16 protein-coding genes are annotated in these 17664 nt (G+C 28.7%); 11 read left to right on the forward strand and 5 right to left on the reverse strand.

All coding sequences use genetic code 11. The features are described from left to right. Positions 1-5: 5 nt before the first annotated feature. Positions 6-3584 (forward strand): chromosome segregation protein SMC, encoded by a 3579-nt coding sequence (smc, locus tag ANASTE_RS08065; protein ID WP_007050509.1) that lies wholly within the window; start codon positions 6-8, stop codon positions 3582-3584. Next, positions 3577-4473: a signal recognition particle-docking protein FtsY gene (gene ftsY, locus ANASTE_RS08070; RefSeq protein ID WP_007050510.1), complete on the forward strand. Its 897-nt coding sequence runs from the start codon at positions 3577-3579 to the stop codon at positions 4471-4473. The genes smc and ftsY overlap by 8 nt, the downstream gene beginning before the upstream one ends. Positions 4474-4843: 370 nt before the next feature. Here ftsY and ANASTE_RS08075 read toward each other — a convergent pair whose 3' ends face one another. Continuing rightward, positions 4844-5497 (reverse strand): transaldolase family protein, encoded by a 654-nt coding sequence (locus ANASTE_RS08075; protein ID WP_039945389.1) that lies wholly within the window; start codon positions 5495-5497, stop codon positions 4844-4846. A 545-nt stretch (positions 5498-6042) separates the two neighbouring features. Here ANASTE_RS08075 and ANASTE_RS08080 point away from each other — a divergent pair. From ANASTE_RS08080 to ANASTE_RS12355, 3 genes are all read left to right on the forward strand, one after another. After that, positions 6043-6843, forward strand: coding sequence for an AraC family transcriptional regulator (locus ANASTE_RS08080; RefSeq protein WP_039945392.1), 801 nt, complete (start codon positions 6043-6045; stop codon positions 6841-6843). 147 nt (positions 6844-6990) lie between these two features. Beyond that, complete coding sequence (locus tag ANASTE_RS12350; RefSeq protein ID WP_341271237.1) at positions 6991-7554, forward strand: DMT family transporter; 564 nt, start codon at positions 6991-6993, stop codon at positions 7552-7554. Positions 7555-7617: 63 nt separating this feature from the next. Beyond that, positions 7618-7725: a hypothetical protein gene (locus tag ANASTE_RS12355; RefSeq protein ID WP_341271238.1), complete on the forward strand. Its 108-nt coding sequence runs from the start codon at positions 7618-7620 to the stop codon at positions 7723-7725. 50 nt (positions 7726-7775) lie between these two features. Here the strand turns inward: ANASTE_RS12355 and ANASTE_RS08090 are convergent, their stop codons facing one another. The 3 genes from ANASTE_RS08090 to ANASTE_RS08100 all read right to left on the reverse strand — a co-directional run bounded on the left by ANASTE_RS08090 (position 7776) and on the right by ANASTE_RS08100 (position 9723). After that, entirely contained in the window at positions 7776-8315 is a 540-nt protein-coding gene (locus ANASTE_RS08090) for a stage V sporulation T C-terminal domain-containing protein (RefSeq protein WP_039945395.1), read from the reverse strand. Between the two features lie 121 nt (positions 8316-8436). Next, complete coding sequence (locus ANASTE_RS08095; protein ID WP_007050515.1) at positions 8437-9030, reverse strand: TetR/AcrR family transcriptional regulator; 594 nt, start codon at positions 9028-9030, stop codon at positions 8437-8439. Between the two features lie 300 nt (positions 9031-9330). Next, a complete protein-coding gene (locus ANASTE_RS08100; RefSeq protein ID WP_007050516.1) occupies positions 9331-9723 on the reverse strand; it encodes a pyridoxamine 5'-phosphate oxidase family protein in 393 nt (130 codons plus the stop codon). Positions 9724-9886: 163 nt separating this feature from the next. Between ANASTE_RS08100 and ANASTE_RS08105 the strand changes: the two genes are divergently transcribed. Genes ANASTE_RS08105 through ANASTE_RS08115 form a run of 3 tightly spaced genes read left to right on the forward strand, consistent with a single transcriptional unit; the run spans position 9887 to position 11748 of the window. Then, complete coding sequence (locus tag ANASTE_RS08105) at positions 9887-10342, forward strand: S-ribosylhomocysteine lyase (protein WP_007050517.1); 456 nt, start codon at positions 9887-9889, stop codon at positions 10340-10342. Positions 10343-10387: 45 nt separating this feature from the next. Then, complete coding sequence (locus ANASTE_RS08110) at positions 10388-11212, forward strand: MerR family transcriptional regulator (protein WP_007050518.1); 825 nt, start codon at positions 10388-10390, stop codon at positions 11210-11212. Between the two features lie 56 nt (positions 11213-11268). Further along, positions 11269-11748 (forward strand): SAM-dependent methyltransferase, encoded by a 480-nt coding sequence (locus ANASTE_RS08115; protein WP_007050519.1) that lies wholly within the window; start codon positions 11269-11271, stop codon positions 11746-11748. 115 nt (positions 11749-11863) lie between these two features. On the opposite strand, the gene dcd is transcribed toward ANASTE_RS08115, so the two are convergent. Then, positions 11864-12385, reverse strand: a complete 522-nt coding sequence (gene dcd, locus ANASTE_RS08120) for a dCTP deaminase (protein WP_007050520.1) — start codon at positions 12383-12385, stop codon at positions 11864-11866. 233 nt (positions 12386-12618) lie between these two features. Here dcd and ANASTE_RS08125 point away from each other — a divergent pair, with 233 nt between their 5' ends. The 3 genes from ANASTE_RS08125 (at position 12619) to dnaA (ending at position 17662) form a co-directional block, all read left to right on the forward strand. Then, positions 12619-13107 carry a hypothetical protein gene (locus tag ANASTE_RS08125; protein WP_007050521.1) on the forward strand — a complete coding sequence of 163 codons (489 nt, stop codon included), beginning with the start codon at positions 12619-12621 and terminating at the stop codon, positions 13105-13107. A gap of 131 nt (positions 13108-13238) precedes the next feature. Next, positions 13239-15737: a preprotein translocase subunit SecA gene (gene secA / locus ANASTE_RS08130; protein ID WP_007050522.1), complete on the forward strand. Its 2499-nt coding sequence runs from the start codon at positions 13239-13241 to the stop codon at positions 15735-15737. A 554-nt stretch (positions 15738-16291) separates the two neighbouring features. After that, complete coding sequence (gene dnaA, locus ANASTE_RS08135; protein WP_007050523.1) at positions 16292-17662, forward strand: chromosomal replication initiator protein DnaA; 1371 nt, start codon at positions 16292-16294, stop codon at positions 17660-17662. Positions 17663-17664 lie beyond the last annotated feature (2 nt).

Raw genomic sequence — 17664 nt, forward strand, 5'->3', positions numbered from 1 at the left:
AGTAAATGTATTTAAAAAAAGTTGAAATATATGGCTTTAAGTCTTTCGGACAAAAAGTTGAAATAATTTTTGATAATAAAGTAACGGGTATAGTAGGACCGAACGGAAGCGGTAAAAGCAATATCGTTGACGCTATCAGGTGGGTTCTGGGAGAACAGAGAGTAAAGACACTAAGAGGCGGAAAAATGGAAGACGTCATCTTTTCCGGAACGGAAGAAAAAAGAGCCCTCGGATATGCTTTTGTAAGTATAACTATAGATAACACGACCGGGATACTGCCAAGCGAATACAGTGAAGTTAACGTATCAAGAAGGCTTTATCGCTCGGGAGAAAGCGAATATTATATAAATAAAAATGCTGTAAGGCTTAAAGATGTTCATGAATTATTCATGGATACAGGGCTTTCCAGAGAAGGTTACTCTATAATTTCACAAGGAAAGATAGAAAGTATCGTCAACAATTCTGCGGTAGACAGAAAATTAATGATAGAAGAAGCCGTAGGAATAGTAAAATATAAGACCAGAAAAAATGAAGCTTTAAGAAAACTGGATAAAACACAAAGTAACTTATATAGGATTTTAGATATAATAAGCGAGCTCGAAAGCAGACTTCCAAGTTTAAAAAGAAACTCAAAAAAAGCCAGAAAATATATAGAACTTAGTGAAGAACTAAAAGGTTTGGAACTTAATCTTTTTGTGCATAAAGCAGATAAATATAAAGAAGAATTATCCAAACTAGACGAAGATGAAAAGATAATGAAAGATACTTTAACAGAACAAGAAGAAAGTATCTCTATTTTAGACGATAAATACAGCGACCTTAAATTAAAAATCAATTCTTTCGACGAACAGATAAACAATGCAAACAAAGAAATACATGATTTTATTTCTACATATGAAAATTCCAAAGTGGAAGTAGAAGTTAATAAAAATAAAATAGAAACTCACCTGGGAAATATAGATAGTCTAAAAGAAGGTATCATAAGATTAGAAGAAGAAAAAGAAAATATAGAGGATAAAAAAGAAGAAACGCAAGCATTACTAAATGAGCAGGAAACTTTATTTGATGATTTAACGAAAGAATATAACAAGCTAAAAGTAGAAGTCGAAAGATTAAAAGGTATTTCTAACGAAACAGAAAATGCTATTCAAAGAGAAAATATTAACTTAAAGACAAAGGAAAGATTATTAAAGGATAAAGAGGGTCTTTTATCCGATAGCTTAAACAGAATAGAAAACAATAAATTTATCAAAACGAAACTTGATGAAGAAAATTACAATTTAGAAAAAAACATAGAAGAATTGGAAAGTTCTTTGGAAAATGTAGATAATTCCGAAAACGAAGAAAAACTCGATAAACTCGATGACGAAAATAATAAGCTATTGGAAGAAAGATATAAAATCGAAGAAGCAAAAGCAGACTTTAGAGAAGAATTACTTGATAAATACAATAAAGCCAAACTTCTTAAAGGACAAAAAGATATACTTTTGGGATATGAAGAGAACAAAGAAGGCTATAAATTTGCAATAAAAAAACTATTCGAATACGCTAAATCTAACAATGACTTAAAAGGCGAAGTATACGGTACTTTAGGGGATTTGATTTCGGTAGAAGAAAAATATATGGATGCAATACAAAAATCTCTTGCATCCACAATAGAACACGTAATAGTGAAAAATGAAATCACAGCTTCGAAAGCAATAAAAGCGTTAAAAGAAAATAAATGGGGCAGGATAACATTTCTGCCTCACAGCATTATAAAACCGAGAGAAATCTATAATCTAAATTCTTCCATTACTTCCGCAAAAGGATTTGAGGGAGTGGGGAGTGATTTGGTCAACTACGATAAAAAATATGAAAATATTATAAAAAATGCTCTGGGTACACTTTTGATTTTTGATAATTTATCAAATGCAAATGCTTTTGCAAAAAAAAGCGGACATAAATATAAAATAGCGACTTTAGACGGAGAGGTATTATTCCCGGGCGGAGCATTGGTCGGCGGTCAGAACAAAAGGGGCGACGAAGGCTTACTGTCAAGAAAAAACAAAATCGATAAATTAGAAAGAGAAATAAAACAAGCCGTTAAGGATTATAATGAATATCTTAAAAAGAGCGATTCATTTGATGAACAATTAAAACAAAAAGATGAAGAACTCAAAGTAATGGCTGAAAAAATCAATAATCTTACATTGATAATAAGTAAAGAAGAGGATAAAAACAGAGACAAAGAAGATGAACTGGAAACAGCCATAAAGACTCTTGAAGATAATAAAAAGAAAATTTTAAATCTAAAAGAAGCTGATAAAAAAATTCATGAAATGAATGAGAAATCAAAAGAAGAAATTGATAAATTATCAAAAGAAATAGAAGATAAAAAAGACGAAATATCAAAGATTTCTCTGGGACTTTATAAAGATAAATATCTTGAAATGGCTACAAAATTAAATAATGAACAGCTTAAGTTATATAAGGAAGAGGAAAAGCTGAGAAATTATAATTCTTCCATATATGATTTAAATAAAAATATCAGAGATATAGAAAGTTCTTTAATAAACAGTAAAAAAGAAATAGACGAAAACGAAGAAAATATTTTGATATTAAACGAACTAATAGAAAAAGCAAAAGAAATAGATAACGACTACGACAGACTAAAACAAAACTTGGATGATAATTATAAAGCTTTAATGGAAAAGAAGAAAGACAGCGGTGAAGAATTTGACAGAGTAAATACAGAGCTTAAAAATCTTCAGGAAGAACGATTTAATTTAAGCGAAAGAATACAAAAACTTGAAAATAAAAAAGATAAATTATCATTGGAATTTGATTATCTCCAAAGAGGTATAATAGAAGATTACAATCTTACATATGCACAGGCGGCAGAATTTAAAACCCCTATAGAAAATATGCTTGAAATAGAAACCAAAGTGAGAGATTTAAAGTCGAGTATAAAAAAACTGGGTAATATAAATGTAGAGTCTATAGAAGAATACAAAGAAGTCAAGGAAAGATTTGAATTTTTAAGTGAACAAAAAAATGACTTGGAAAATTCTAAAGACGAGTTATTACATATTATCAAAGATATGAATTCTAAAATTGAAGAAAGATTTATAAAAGAATTCGACCATATCAATGTTGAATTCGATAATGTATTTAAAAAATTATTCAACGGAGGAAGTGCAAAACTTATACTTACAAATCCGGATGATATTATGGAAAGCGGTATAGATATAGTCGCACAACCGCCAAAAACTAAACTTAAAAACATATCCTCCCTTTCCGGCGGAGAAAAGTCTATGACAGCTATAGCATTGATTTTTGCGATACTTAAATTAAAGCCCGCACCATTCTGCGTTCTGGATGAAATCGACGCAGCGCTTGATGACGCAAATGTTGCAAGGTTCTGCAATTATTTAAAATCAATAATTGGTGACAATCAATTCATAATCGTAACACACAGAAAAATAACAATGGGTATTGCCGATGTTTTATACGGAGCTACAATGGGAAGCGAAGGTATCACGAGGATCGTAAGTGTCAAACTAAAAGATATCCACGAAGGAGGTCAAATAAAAAATGCCTAATGAAAAATATAACAAAGGTCTGGATAAGACTAAAAAAAGTTTATTATCAAAGTTAAAAGATGTTTTTTCATCAAACAAAATAGACGATGATTTATATGAAGAGCTAATTGAAGTATTGATACTTAGCGATATCCCTTTTAACGTAAGTGAAGAAATAATAGAAAACGTCAAGGAAAATGCAACAAAAAAAGACGTTAAAGATATAAATAAATTATATGATTTGATAAAAGATGAAATCAGAAACAGACTTAATTTAAATTTATGGGATAAAGAAATCAAAAAACCCGCTTTGATATTATTTATCGGAGTAAACGGAGCAGGAAAGACGACTACCATAGCAAAACTTGCAAATAAATTCTTAAAAGAGGACAAAAAAGTAATATTGGCGGCAGCAGATACATTCAGAGCCGCCGCAAGCGAACAGCTGGCTACATGGGCAGAAAGACTTAATGTACCTATAGTAAAGAGTTCACAAGGTCAGGATCCCGCTAGCGTGATTTATGACTGTTTGGATTCAGCAAAGGCTAAAGATATGGACATAATATTAGCGGACAGTGCCGGAAGACTTCAAAACAAGAAAAACTTAATGGATGAACTCAATAAAATTTACAGAGTTTGTGATAAATTCAAAGGAGATTATAATCTATATACAGTCTTAGTGCTTGACGCCGGAGCAGGACAAAATAGTGTGATACAGGCAGAAAGCTTCAACGAAAGTGCAAAAGTGGACGGTATCATAATGACAAAACTTGACGGAAGTGCCAAGGGTGGGGTCATAGTATCACTGGCCGGAGATAATAAACCTCCAATGTGGTATATAGGTCTCGGAGAAGGGCTTGATGATTTGGAAGAATTTGATGTAGATAACTTTGTAGATGCAATAATATAAAATAAAAGACCTCTTATGAGGTCTTTTTATATGTATTTTTTTGCTTAGCGTATACTAATCGTAGCCATTTTATCTTTATATTTTTCCATAAACTCAGTAACAAACTATTTGTTTGTTTATAAGCAATTTTGCAAAGCACAACCGATAACTTTATTTATAAAGAATTCTTTATGTACCAAAATTTTTAACTGTTATCTTTTCTAAAAGTTCTTTGTTTGTTTTTCCTATTCTAAGAAACTGACGCTCAATACTAACTCTTTAAATCAAATATATCGCTAATGCTTCGATTAAGTAAAATATAATTTACATTTTTATCTTATCTATATTTTCTTTATTTATATAGTCGAGAAACATACTAAACATATCCATTTTATTTACCATAAATAGAATTATAATCGTTAGTGAATTTTTTTATTCCTTCTTCCGTAACGGGATGATTGAATAATTGATTGAATACTTCATATGTGAGAGCAAGAGAATCCGCACCGGCAAGAATAGATTCTATAGCGTCATTGCAGTTTTTGATACTTGCTGCAATCACAACGGATTTTATATCATAAAAGTCATACATTTTTCTGACCTTTCTGAACAGCTCCATTCCGTCATGACCAATATAATCGACTCTGCTTATAAAAGGACTTATAAAAGGAGAGCCGGCAAGACCCGCCGCAAGAGCCTGCCCTGGGTTACATATAAGCGTAGCGTTGGTTTTTATACCCATAGGAACCAATTTGTTTATAGCCTTTATACCCTTTTTGTTGGCAGGTATTTTTATTACGATATTTTCCGATAAATCATTTAATCTTTTTGCTTCTTCTATTATTTCTTCGGTTTCTGTAGGGATTGCCTCTACGGCAATAGGTCCGTCAAAAAATGAACGGATATCTTTAATTACATCTTCGTACTTTCTTCCTACATTTGCCATTTTGTTCGGATTGGTTGCAATTCCGGCAACTATCCCAGTTTCAACAGCTTCTTCGATTTCTTTCACATTTGCAGTATCAAGAAAAATTCTATAATCCATAATATTTCTCCTTAATTTTTTATTAACTAAATTATATACCTCTGCCATAATTTATTTCAAGTTTATTTTGCGTTATAATTATTTATAAAAGAAAAACAGAAATGCCTAAATAGACATTCCTGTTTATTCCGATTTATTAACTTTTCAAACAAAATTTGCTTATTTATTATACCAAATTTTTCTATATATGACAATGATATATTTGGAAATTTTTACATTAGAGAAGCAGAAGTGAAATTGGCTATTAACACATAATGGATCATATATTTAGAATTTTATCATTTTACTATATAATCTTCTGCTTCTCAGCAACTTATTGCTATCATTATAATATTACTTATGTCACATAAATGCAATATATTTCGGCAATAAAAATAAATTCGTTAGCTCATTCTTACATGTGTTCATATATAGAAACCATATAAAAATAATAAATGCTCAAATACAATGATTTTTAATGATAAACAATATATAATTAAATAGATTTGTCAATATTGTACAATACTATATAAAATTAAAATGATAAATTAAATTGGGTGAAAAAAATGAATGATAGAAAAATTATATTCGATAAAACATTAAACATAGAAGCTTATATTTTCAGCGACGGTACACAAGATTTTCCAAATCATTTTCATGATCATTATGTTATAGGGCTTATAAACAACGGTAATAGGACTCTAACTTACGGGGAAACCAAATATTACATAAAAAGTGATGATATGATATTATTTAATCCTTTTGACAATCATGACTGCAGAAATCAAGACGGTTCATTACTGAAATATATTGCCGTAAATATACCAAAACAAAGTATGGAATATTTAACATATATGATAAAAGATAAAAATACTTTAAAATTCAAATATCCCGTTATAAAAGATATGGGACTTGCAAAACAGTTTGAAAAAGTTCATTACATGATTATGGAAAATGAAAATGAAATGGAAAGAGAAGAACTATTTATTCTTTTTATGGATGAATTAATAGATAAATATTCTAAATACAAAAGCCTGGAAATAAATAACGAAAATAATAAAATTCAAACCATAGAAAATTATATTATAGAAAACTACGATAAAATAATTTCTCTTGATATATTAAGTGAAATATCAGGAATGAATAAATACGCAGTAATACGAAGTTTCACAAAAATAAAAGGAATAACACCTTACAGATATATAGAAACTATCAGGATAAATAAATCAAAAGAGTTATTAAAATACAATAACGACATTGTAGAAGTTGCGCTGAAATTAGGTTTTAATGACCAGAGCCACTTTACAAAGACATTTAAAAAACTTACAGGTTTGACACCCGGAGAATATAAAAATATTTTTAAATAATGGGGGAGAAATGGAGCAAAAAGCAAAAGGACATATATTGGCACTTATAACGATTTTTATTTGGGGAACAACCTTTATCTCAACTAAATTTTACTTAAAACTTTTACGCCAATTGAAATATTATTCTATAGATTTTTACTGGGGTTCATATTTTTAATATTAATGTATCCTAAAATATTAAAATTAGAGAATAAAAAAGAAGAGATATACTTTATATTTGCAGGATTAAGCGGGGTAAGTCTATATTATTTATTTGAAAACACTGCACTTACTTATACATCTGCATCTAATGTAGGGGTACTCGTTTCGGTAGCTCCCTTCTTTACCGCAATTTTATCAAATCTATTTATAAAAAGCGAAAGCCTTCATAAAAATTTTTTTATAGGATTTATAATCGCCATAAGCGGTATTATTTTTATAAGCTTTAAAGATACTGCAAACGTTAGTCTTTCACCTATGGGGGATATTCTGGCATTATTGGCAGCGATGATTTGGGCTGTTTATTCACTGCTGAGCAAAAAGATAAGTGAACTGGGATACAATATAATTCAGTGTACACGAAGGATTTTCTTTTATGGTTTGATATTTATGATAATAATGCTGCCTTTCTTTGATTTTAAATTCGATATATCTTTATTTAATAATTTCACTGTGATATTCAATATATTATTTTTGGGATTCGGAGCGTGTTCCATATGTTTTGTAACTTAGAACACAGCGATAAAGATCCTCGGTACAATAAAGACAAGTGCATATATTTACATAGTTCCCGTAATAACTATAATAACTTCTTTTATAGTACTTAAAGAAAAAATAACATTGAGTATCATTATAGGAACCATATTAGTATTGATAGGATTATTTTTAAGTGAAAGAAAATAAAAAAGAACTTAATAGTAAGTCCTTTTTTATTTTATATAATCATTCATTGATTATTGCTCAAGCTGTTTAGCTAAGAAAATCGAACCTGTCTTTGCAAGTAAACTTCCTTGTTCGATAGGAAGTGCATGCTTATCTTTGCTAAGTAATACTATTGCTCCTATAGGATCTCCGTTAGCCACAATAGGAGAAATAACCTCATATACATGTTCATTTTTTTTATCACTTATAATGTCGTAATCTCCGTTTAAAGATGTTACCAACTGTCTTTTGGATATAACTCTGTCCAGTTCTTTACTGATCCTTTTATCCATTAATTCTTTCTTATCTCCGCTTGAAGCCGCTACGATATTTTCTCTGTCACATATAACACTCGTAACTTTAGCTGAAAGAGATAAGCTGTCTACATATTCCTGAGCAAAATTTGACAGTTCGCCTACCATAGAGTATTTTTTAAGTATAACTTCTCCTTGTGAATCCGTATATATTTCCAAAGGATCTCCCTCTCTGATCCTTAATGTTCTTCTTATTTCTTTTGGTATTACAACTCTACCCAAATCATCTATTCTTCTAACAATTCCAGTTGCTTTCATTAAACTCTCCTTTGATAAAAATTCATTAATACTAGTTTTGCTAAAAATAGAAATTTTATACTTTTTAACCTTAATTAAACAAAAAAACATTTAACCTTTGATTAAATGTTTTTTTGTTTAATTATTTAAAATCTTCTATTTTATGTTTTTGAGTTATTCCATTAACACCATAAAAAATAATTTTAAAAATTTTTTCAATATTTTGTTCATTGTTTTCTATTTGATTATCTGATACTCTAACGGCAAAGTTAAGTGTAGTTTCAATCAAATATACCCAGAATATTTCTGGATCCGCTCCCAGTTTAGGCATTACTTTTTTAACAATCTTTGTAAAAAAGTTAAATGACTTGATCTGACCTTTCATTGTTTCTTCATCATAGTAAGATGACTGTCTGTAATTAAGATAAAATTTAGTATAACTACCATGAGAAATCAAATATTCAAAATATTTATACCACAGTTCTTTTATACCTTTAGGTAAATTAAATCCCCAAAAAGATACTTCTTTTAATGCACTGTCTATTTTATTATCAACGTAATATAAACATTCTCTAAGTAAAGTCTTTTTATTTTTAAAATGATATAAAATAGTACCTTCCGAAATCTTCATTTCATTTGCTACTTTTTTTGTTGTAACATTTTCTAAACCATAATTTGCAACATAATCTATTGTATTTTCCAATATAAGCTGACTGGTAATATATCCTTTTTTCATGAATATACCTTTCCAAATAATAAATATATAAATAATATATATTATTTTTTTATTTTAATCAAATTTTTATTACATAATAAATTATTTTTTGTTATAATTTAAGCATATACTCGAATATTATTAAGTAATCACTTAAAAACCATTGTAATTTCAAACTTATATTGATATAATAACCATATAATTGTTGTTGTATAACAATATATAAAATGGATAATTAATAAATATTCCCTTAGCAAAATTTGATTGTCCATTTTTAATTTATATAGATGATATACCAATATCTATGTAAATATATTATACCTAAAATCTAATCACTTTAGGTTCATCAGTAAACGAATAAAATGTAGCGACTGCATTTTTAAGATAAAAAACCACAGTATTTTCATCTTCGGCAGAATACATATTTTTAAGTTGTGGATAATTATCGAGAAGACTTTTTTTAGCTTCTATCCTGTCATCTTCAACTAAAGTAGTTTCAATACGAAGCCATTCTCCCTCATAAACAGCACATATTTCTACTTTTGGATTTATATCGATTTGTTTTTTAACATTTTTCGCTTTACCGGTTTGAATATAAAGTTTATCTTCAAAAATATTAACTGTACCGAAAGGACGGACTCTTGGCTGATCTCCTTCCACTGTAGCCAGATAATAAGTTTCGCATTTTTTAAGAAAATCATAAACTTTCTTCATAGATTTCACCCCCTTATTTTTTATATTTTATTTATAATTTTAACATTAAATTACCATTAATTAAACAGGAATAATAACAAAAATAAATATTTATATTCTTTTATAATGTTTTTTGTAATACTATGTTAAAATATACATACAAACTGAACATTAGGAGAGAAAAATGGAAAAGATAGCAAGTTTTATGGTTGATCATACAAAATTGGAACCCGGTATTTATTTATCAAGAGAAGACAGGGGAGTTATAACATATGATTTAAGGTTTATAAAACCAAATACACCTCCTTTTTTATCAAATAAAGCACTTCATACAATAGAGCACTTATGTGCGACTTATTTAAGAAATTCAAAGTTTAGTGAAAATGTAATATATTTCGGACCTATGGGGTGCAGAACAGGGTTTTATCTTTTAACTTTGGGACTTACACATAAAGAAGTAATAGGCCTAGTGAAAAAAACAATAAGTGATCTCAGCGATTATGAAGGCCCTATTCCGGGACAGTCGGAAATAGAATGCGGAAATTATAAAGAACTCGACTTACAAGAAGCAAAGAAAGAATTAATAAAATATAACGATGTTATCAAAGATTTAACTGAAAATGATATTTATTACAAATAAACTAAATCCCACTATAGTGGGATTATTTTTTTAAGGAGATTTAAAATGTTTAAAATAGGAGAATTCTCTAAATTGACACAAGTATCCGTTAGAATGCTTAGATATTATGATGAAGTAGGTTTATTGAAACCTATGAATGTAGATAAATTTACAAACTACAGATCATATTCTGTAGAACAAATACAAACACTTCAAAAAATATTACTGTTAAGAGATATGAATTTCCCGGTAAAAGAAATAAAAGAAATCTTAAATAAGGAGAATGAACAGGTTTTTATTGATGAACTAAATAGTAAAAAGAAAAATATATATGATGAAATTTATGAGCTTGAAGAAAAAATAAATAAAATTGATACTGCTTTAAAAGATATAAATCAAAATAAATTTGATATAAATTCAAATATAATTATAAAGAAAATCCCAAGTTATAATATGCTCATACTCAGAAAGAAAATAAAAACATATTTTCATGAAAGTGAATTATGGAAAGAATTAACCGATTATATAACTAAAAATAACATTAAAATACAAAAAGATCCTAAATATATAACCTTTTTTTACGATGAGGAACATAAAGATAATAATGTAGATACAGCGGTAGGAGTGTCTGTAAATAGATTAAATCAAAATGACGGTAATTTTAAATACATACAATCTGAAGAAATAAAAAACATGGCTTCAATAATGGTCTACGGCGATTTTAGTAATATAGGAAAGTATTATTATAATTTTGCAAAGTGGCTGGAAAATCATAATTATTATAAAATCAAAAACCCTACAAGACAAATATGCCATATAGGTCCGTTTAATAACAGTGAGCCCGATAAATATTTAACAGAACTTCAAATCCCGCTTATAAAAAATTCTTGACCCTCACACCGTGTGAAGGATTATACTGCGAATATAGGAAACGGAGGTATAATAAAATGAATAAAAATTTAACAGTAAATCCTATAGGTAAAATCGAAGTAAATAATGATATCATTTATATCAGGCTGGATAAAGAATATATTTCGGGATTAAAAGAACTAAGCGATTTTTCTCATGCAGAAATAATCTGGTGGTTCAGTGAAAGTGATAAAGAAGAATATAGAAATATAATAGAAGTCGAAAGTCCATATAAAAATTCTCCAGAAATAATGGGGACATTTGCGACACGTTCACCGTTCAGACCAAATCCAATAGCCTTATCTGTTATAGATATTGCGGATATAGACTTAAATGAGGGAATAATAAAGACTTATTATATAGACGCTTATAATAATAGTCCGATATTAGATATAAAACCGTATACGCCAAGCCTAGACAGGGTTAAAAATCCCATAGTACCTTACTGGTGTAAACACTGGCCAAAAAGCATTGAAGAATCGGCAGATTTTAACTGGGAAAATGAATTTAATTTTTAAATTACATAATTGGCTTTTCTTTTTATATAATAATTTTTTATCTTATAAAATTAAATATAGAAAATATAAAATGAATAATAAAAAATACTGCTTATTAAATAAGCAGTATTTAATTTTACTTTTCAAAATCCTTAAACATCAAGCTAGGCTGTATCCCCGTATTGTTTTGATATTTACCGCTTGAATATAAATCATAATCTCCATGGATATCATGAAAATAAATTTGGCATATTTCCACGTTAGGATAAATTTTGATAGGCTGAACACAAAAAATTTCAAGTGTCCAATATCCGGCAAAACCAATATCACCAAATCCTGCCGTAACATGAATAAATAAACCTAACCTACCAGTTGAAGAACGCCCTTCCAACATAGGAACAAATTTATCCGTCTTTGTAAATTCATTTGTCCTGCCGAGATATAGTTTATTTGGTTCCAATATAAGTCCGTCTTCCGGAATTACGATTTTCGAAGCTTTGTTTTCTTTTTTCATATCTAGTAAATCATTATCATAAACAAGCAGCTCATTGGATAAAGATAGGTTATAACTGTTAGGATTTATTCTATTTTTATCATACGGTTCTATTATTATTTCTTTTCCTATATGTTTTTCAATTTCTTTTCCTGATAATATCATTATTAACACCTCATATACAATAAATATTTATAGTCAAGATATATTAAAGACAGTATAACATAAACAATTATATTTGAATAAAAAACATTGTATTATTTTAAGGTTTTATTTACCTATATGCTATAATATTTATATACATATATTATCAGGGAAATAAAAAATAGGAAAAATACAAGAAAGAAAAGTTTATTTTATTAATTGTTCCTTTATTAATAATTATAATTATAGGTATTTTGATTACATTAGGACTCAATTATAAATATGACAGTAATAATGGAAAAGAAATCTATAATAGAATAAAAAATTCTGATTATAATTTTGAAATTAAAAATAATGCTTTGAATTTATATTACACAACAGATTTTAATAAATATATATTTAAATTTTATTTATCCGAAAACAATAATGTTACAAAATATTCTTTTAATGAATATCCTTTAGATAAAAATAATTATATAGTAATTTTTTATTACAGTAATTATGATCAATATGCCGTTATAAAAAATAAAAATCTATCTGAAATAACTTACGATATGGTTACGGAAGAAAAAGTAAAAGGTAAAAGAAATATCAATAAAACCGAAAAATCCAATATAGAAAATCTTGATGACATTAATTTTGATATTTTATATGAAATGGATGTATCTCAAGATGACCTTTTTGACTTTGCAAATTATTATTTAATGAATATAGAAGTGTTAAAAAGATACGACAACAAATAAGTAACTTATAATACTTAAAATTTACTAATAAATCATTTATTTATATTAAAATTTGCTTAAATTTTACATTTTTTAACTTATAGTATGATACAATATAATTTACGAAAATCGTTAAAAGAGAGGATTTATAAATGGGATTACTTGGAGCGGTTGCAAAATCTTTAGATACTAAAGAAATTAAAAAATTAGAAAAAACTGCAGATAAAATAGAAGCATTGGCAGATGAATATTCTGCTTTAAGCGATGAGGATCTACAACATAAAACTATAGAATTCAAAGAAAGATTATCCAATGGGGAAACATTGGATGATTTGCTTGTAGAAGCTTTTGCTACGGTAAGAGAAGCATCAACAAGGATACTCGGACTCAGACATTTTAAAGTTCAGCTGATAGGGGGTATCATTCTTCATCAGGGAAATATAGCCGAAATGAAAACAGGTGAAGGTAAAACGTTGATGGCAACACTTCCAGCATACTTAAATGCACTTGATGGCAAAGGTGTTCATATAGTAACAGTAAATGATTATTTGGCAAAAAGAGACAGTGAATGGAACGGAAAAATGTTTAATTTTCTGGGATTAAACGTTGGACTTATTGTTCACGGTCTAGAGTTTGAAGAAAAGAAAGCAGCATATGCAGCGGATATAACTTATGGTACAAATAACGAATTCGGTTTTGATTATCTAAGAGATAACATGGTTACCGAAATGGATGAAATGGTCCAAAGAGATCTGAATTATGCCATTGTGGATGAAGTGGACAGTATTTTGATAGATGAAGCCAGAACTCCTCTTATCATTTCGGGAAGCGGAAATGAAAGCACTAAAAGATATTATGACGCAAATGCATTCATTAAAACTCTTAAAAAAGAAGAGGACTATGCGGTTGACGAAAAAGAAAAAACTTGTAACTTAACCGAAAAAGGTATAGCAAAAGCCGAAAGAGCATTCAATATTGAAAATCTATCCGATATAAACAATATGGAACTTCAGCATCATATAAATCAAGCTTTAAGAGCTAATACATTGATGTTCAGAGACAGAGATTATGTTGTAAGAGACGGAGAAGTTTTAATCGTAGATGAATTTACCGGAAGGATCATGGAAGGAAGAAGATATTCCGAAGGATTACATCAGGCAATAGAAGCAAAAGAAGGAGTTAAAGTAGAAAGAGAAAGTGTTACACTTGCTACTATTACATTCCAGAACTATTTCAGGATGTACAATAAACTTGCCGGCATGACAGGTACAGCTAAGACGGAAGAAGAAGAATTTAAAGAAATATATAATATGAACGTTCTTCAAGTTCCTACAAATAAACCTCTGATCAGAGAAGATATGAGAGATGCAGTCTTTACAACAAAAAAAGGTAAAGAAAAAGCAATCATCAATGAAATAAAAGAAAGACATGATAAAGGTCAGCCTATTTTGGTCGGTACGATAGCTATAGAAGACAGTGAAAGACTAAGTAAACTTCTCAAAAGAGAAGGTATCAAACATAGTGTACTTAATGCTAAATTCCATGAAAAAGAAGCCGAAATCATAGCAAATGCCGGACAGATGGGAACAGTTACAATTTCAACGAATATGGCAGGTAGAGGTACCGATATAGTTCTAGGAGAAGGTGTTAAAGAATTAGGCGGTCTTCATATACTAGGTACAGAAAGACACGAAAGCAGAAGAATTGATAATCAGCTTCGTGGTAGGTCGGGTAGACAGGGAGATCCGGGTTCTTCACAATTCTTTATTTCCCTCGAAGATGATTTAATGAGACTTTTCGGAGGAGAAAGAATACAAAATTTTGCAAGTAAAACGAACTTGGAAGAAGATGAAGCTTTAGAAAGCAGAATGCTTACAAGAACGATAGAAAATGCTCAAAAGCAAATAGAAGGTAAAAACTTCGGAATAAGAAAATATGTACTTCAATACGATGATGTAATGAATAAACAAAGAAAAGTTATTTATGATCAAAGGAAGAAAGTACTTAAAGGTGAAGATGTATCCGATGCAATAAGAGAAATGATAGACTCCATTATCGATAATATAGTTGAATCTTTTACGACAGAAGAACACTTTACGGATAATTGGAACTACGATAAAATAAAAGAAAATATATTTAATATCTTTGACATTAAAATGGAATTTGATAGTTCCATAGACAGTAAAGAAAAATTAAAAGATATAATAAAAGAAGCAGTATATTCTTTATATAAGAAAAAAGAAGAAGAATTTTCGACTCAGGAACTCAGAGAACTTGAAAGACTTGTACTTTTAAGAGTAGTGGATTCAAACTGGATGGAACATATAGATAATATGGACCAATTAAAACAAGGTATCAACCTTAGAGCTTACGGACAGGTAGACCCTGTTCAAGCGTATACAAAAGAAGGTTTTGGTATGTTTGAAGAAATGAATGAAGTAATAAAAGAAGATACGGTTAAATACTTGTTTCATATGGAAAGAGTTGAAGAAATCGTAAACGAAGCACCTAAAGAAATGTATGTAAATGATGGAGAAGAACCGGCTAAAAAGAAACCGGTAGTAAATAAAAATAAAGTCGGAAGAAACGACCCATGTCCATGCGGAAGCGGAAAAAAATATAAAAAATGCTGCGGAAGAAATCAAAATTAATAAAAAAGTCCTGATTTAAATCAGGACTTTTTTAATTATTTAATTTGTTTTATTTAATCAGATTGAATAAAAAATTAATTTATTTATATTTCAACTTTTATTATTAGTATACTTATAAATAATATTTGAATAAGTATATTTATTATTAACATAAATTTTAATAATATTTTTTTAACCTATTTTATAACCAATATATTTATAAAACACAAAATGCATTACTTAATCATAAAAATAATAGCATATATAGTAGAAATATAGTATATTTACACTGTTTATAACACATAAAATAAATGTTGATAATTTAGCATTTTTTGTTATAATAGATAAAAAGACCACTTATCTACATATATTATAGAAGTTATTAACATTTATTGTGGGTAAATTATTAATAAGCCTATTTTTTTTCTGCTTTTTTAGGAAAATATGCTAATTCAAAGATCGTTTATATGTTGATAACTTAAATGTTAATAAAATTTATAAGTTGAATTATAAGTTTTTTACATTTGTATATGTTTTTTTACTATTGATATTTATATTACTACTTGGAGGTTAAAATGTCTTTTAAAACAGAATTATGGAACAATGCACTGGAATATTTAGAAGATGAATTATCTGATTTTGTGTTTAAAGAATATTTCGAAACATCAATAACACCTTTAGCTTATGAAAATGATACATTTTTTCTGCAAGTTCCCGACGAAGGAAATAAAATACTACTTGAAGGACAATATGCAGTATTGGTTGAAAATGCTTTAAAATATTATACTCAAAGATATATTAAAGTTAAATTCGTAGTCGCTTCATCAAATGATATGGTTTATAGCGAAAATGAGGCTATAGATGAAATTGCAGCGGCAGAACCTAAACCGAGTGTGGAATATAATGTATATAATACTTCTTACATACAATTCAATCCCAAATATACATTTGATTCTTTTGTGGTAGGTCCAAATAACAGATTCGCTCACGCAGCTTCTTTAGCTGTTGCGGATGCTCCTGCTAAAAAGTACAATCCTCTTTTTATATACGGGGGAGTTGGACTCGGAAAAACCCATTTAATGCACGCAATTGCACAACATATACTTAGAAAAGACCCTACAAAAAAAGTAGTCTTATTATCAAGTGAACAATTCCTAAATGAATTCTTGGATGCTATACAAAATAAAACAAATGTACAGTTTAGAAATAAATACAGAAATGCAGATGTATTATTGATTGATGATATTCAATTTATAGCAGGAAAAAATGAAACACAAAATGAATTTTTCCATACATTCAATGCACTCCAAGGTTCAAATAAACAAATAATACTAACATCAGATAAACCTCCAAAAGAAATCCCTCACCTTGAAGACAGACTTCGTTCCAGATTTTCTCTTGGATTGATATGTGATATATCTATGCCGGATTTTGAAACAAGACTTGCGATACTCAGAAAGAAAGCAAAAGAAGAAAATTATCAGGTAAGCAACGAAATACTTAATTATATAGCGGAAAATATAGAATCCAATATAAGAGAACTCGAAGGCTTATTATTAAAAGTAATGGCACTCAATGAATTTTATAACAAACCTTTAACATTAGACCTTGTAAAAAAACAATTAAAAGATATAATTGATATAAGCGATAAAAAAATATCTATGGATTTGATTACAAAGGTGGTTTGTGATTATTATAATATAAGTAAAGCCGATATTTTATCAAAAAGGAGAACTAAAAATATAGCTTTTCCTAGACAAATAAGCATGTATTTATCCAGAGAACTTACAGATAGTTCTCTTCCCGCAATAGGTGATTACTACGGAGGAAGAGATCATTCGACAGTAATCCACGGATATGATAAAATAAAGGAAGAACTTAAGACAAACGGAACACTTGAAGAAGAGATAAAGAAGATAACTCTTGAAATAAAAAACAGTAAATAACA

The sequence above is a fragment of the Anaerofustis stercorihominis DSM 17244 genome (assembly GCF_000154825.1).
GTDB classification, from domain to species: Bacteria; Bacillota; Clostridia; order Eubacteriales; family Anaerofustaceae; genus Anaerofustis; species Anaerofustis stercorihominis.

Coding starts and splice junctions, on each gene's coding strand:
- smc (WP_007050509.1), top strand. CDS start 6: ATGTATTTAAAAAAAGTTGAAATATATGGCTTTAAGTCTTTCGGACAA.
- ftsY (WP_007050510.1), top strand. CDS start 3,577: ATGCCTAATGAAAAATATAACAAAGGTCTGGATAAGACTAAAAAAAGT.
- ANASTE_RS08075 (WP_039945389.1), bottom strand. CDS start 5,497: ATGGATTATAGAATTTTTCTTGATACTGCAAATGTGAAAGAAATCGAA.
- ANASTE_RS08080 (WP_039945392.1), top strand. CDS start 6,043: ATGAATGATAGAAAAATTATATTCGATAAAACATTAAACATAGAAGCT.
- ANASTE_RS08090 (WP_039945395.1), bottom strand. CDS start 8,315: ATGAAAGCAACTGGAATTGTTAGAAGAATAGATGATTTGGGTAGAGTT.
- ANASTE_RS08095 (WP_007050515.1), bottom strand. CDS start 9,030: ATGAAAAAAGGATATATTACCAGTCAGCTTATATTGGAAAATACAATA.
- ANASTE_RS08100 (WP_007050516.1), bottom strand. CDS start 9,723: ATGAAGAAAGTTTATGATTTTCTTAAAAAATGCGAAACTTATTATCTG.
- ANASTE_RS08105 (WP_007050517.1), top strand. CDS start 9,887: ATGGAAAAGATAGCAAGTTTTATGGTTGATCATACAAAATTGGAACCC.
- ANASTE_RS08110 (WP_007050518.1), top strand. CDS start 10,388: ATGTTTAAAATAGGAGAATTCTCTAAATTGACACAAGTATCCGTTAGA.
- ANASTE_RS08115 (WP_007050519.1), top strand. CDS start 11,269: ATGAATAAAAATTTAACAGTAAATCCTATAGGTAAAATCGAAGTAAAT.
- dcd (WP_007050520.1), bottom strand. CDS start 12,385: ATGATATTATCAGGAAAAGAAATTGAAAAACATATAGGAAAAGAAATA.
- secA (WP_007050522.1), top strand. CDS start 13,239: ATGGGATTACTTGGAGCGGTTGCAAAATCTTTAGATACTAAAGAAATT.
- dnaA (WP_007050523.1), top strand. CDS start 16,292: ATGTCTTTTAAAACAGAATTATGGAACAATGCACTGGAATATTTAGAA.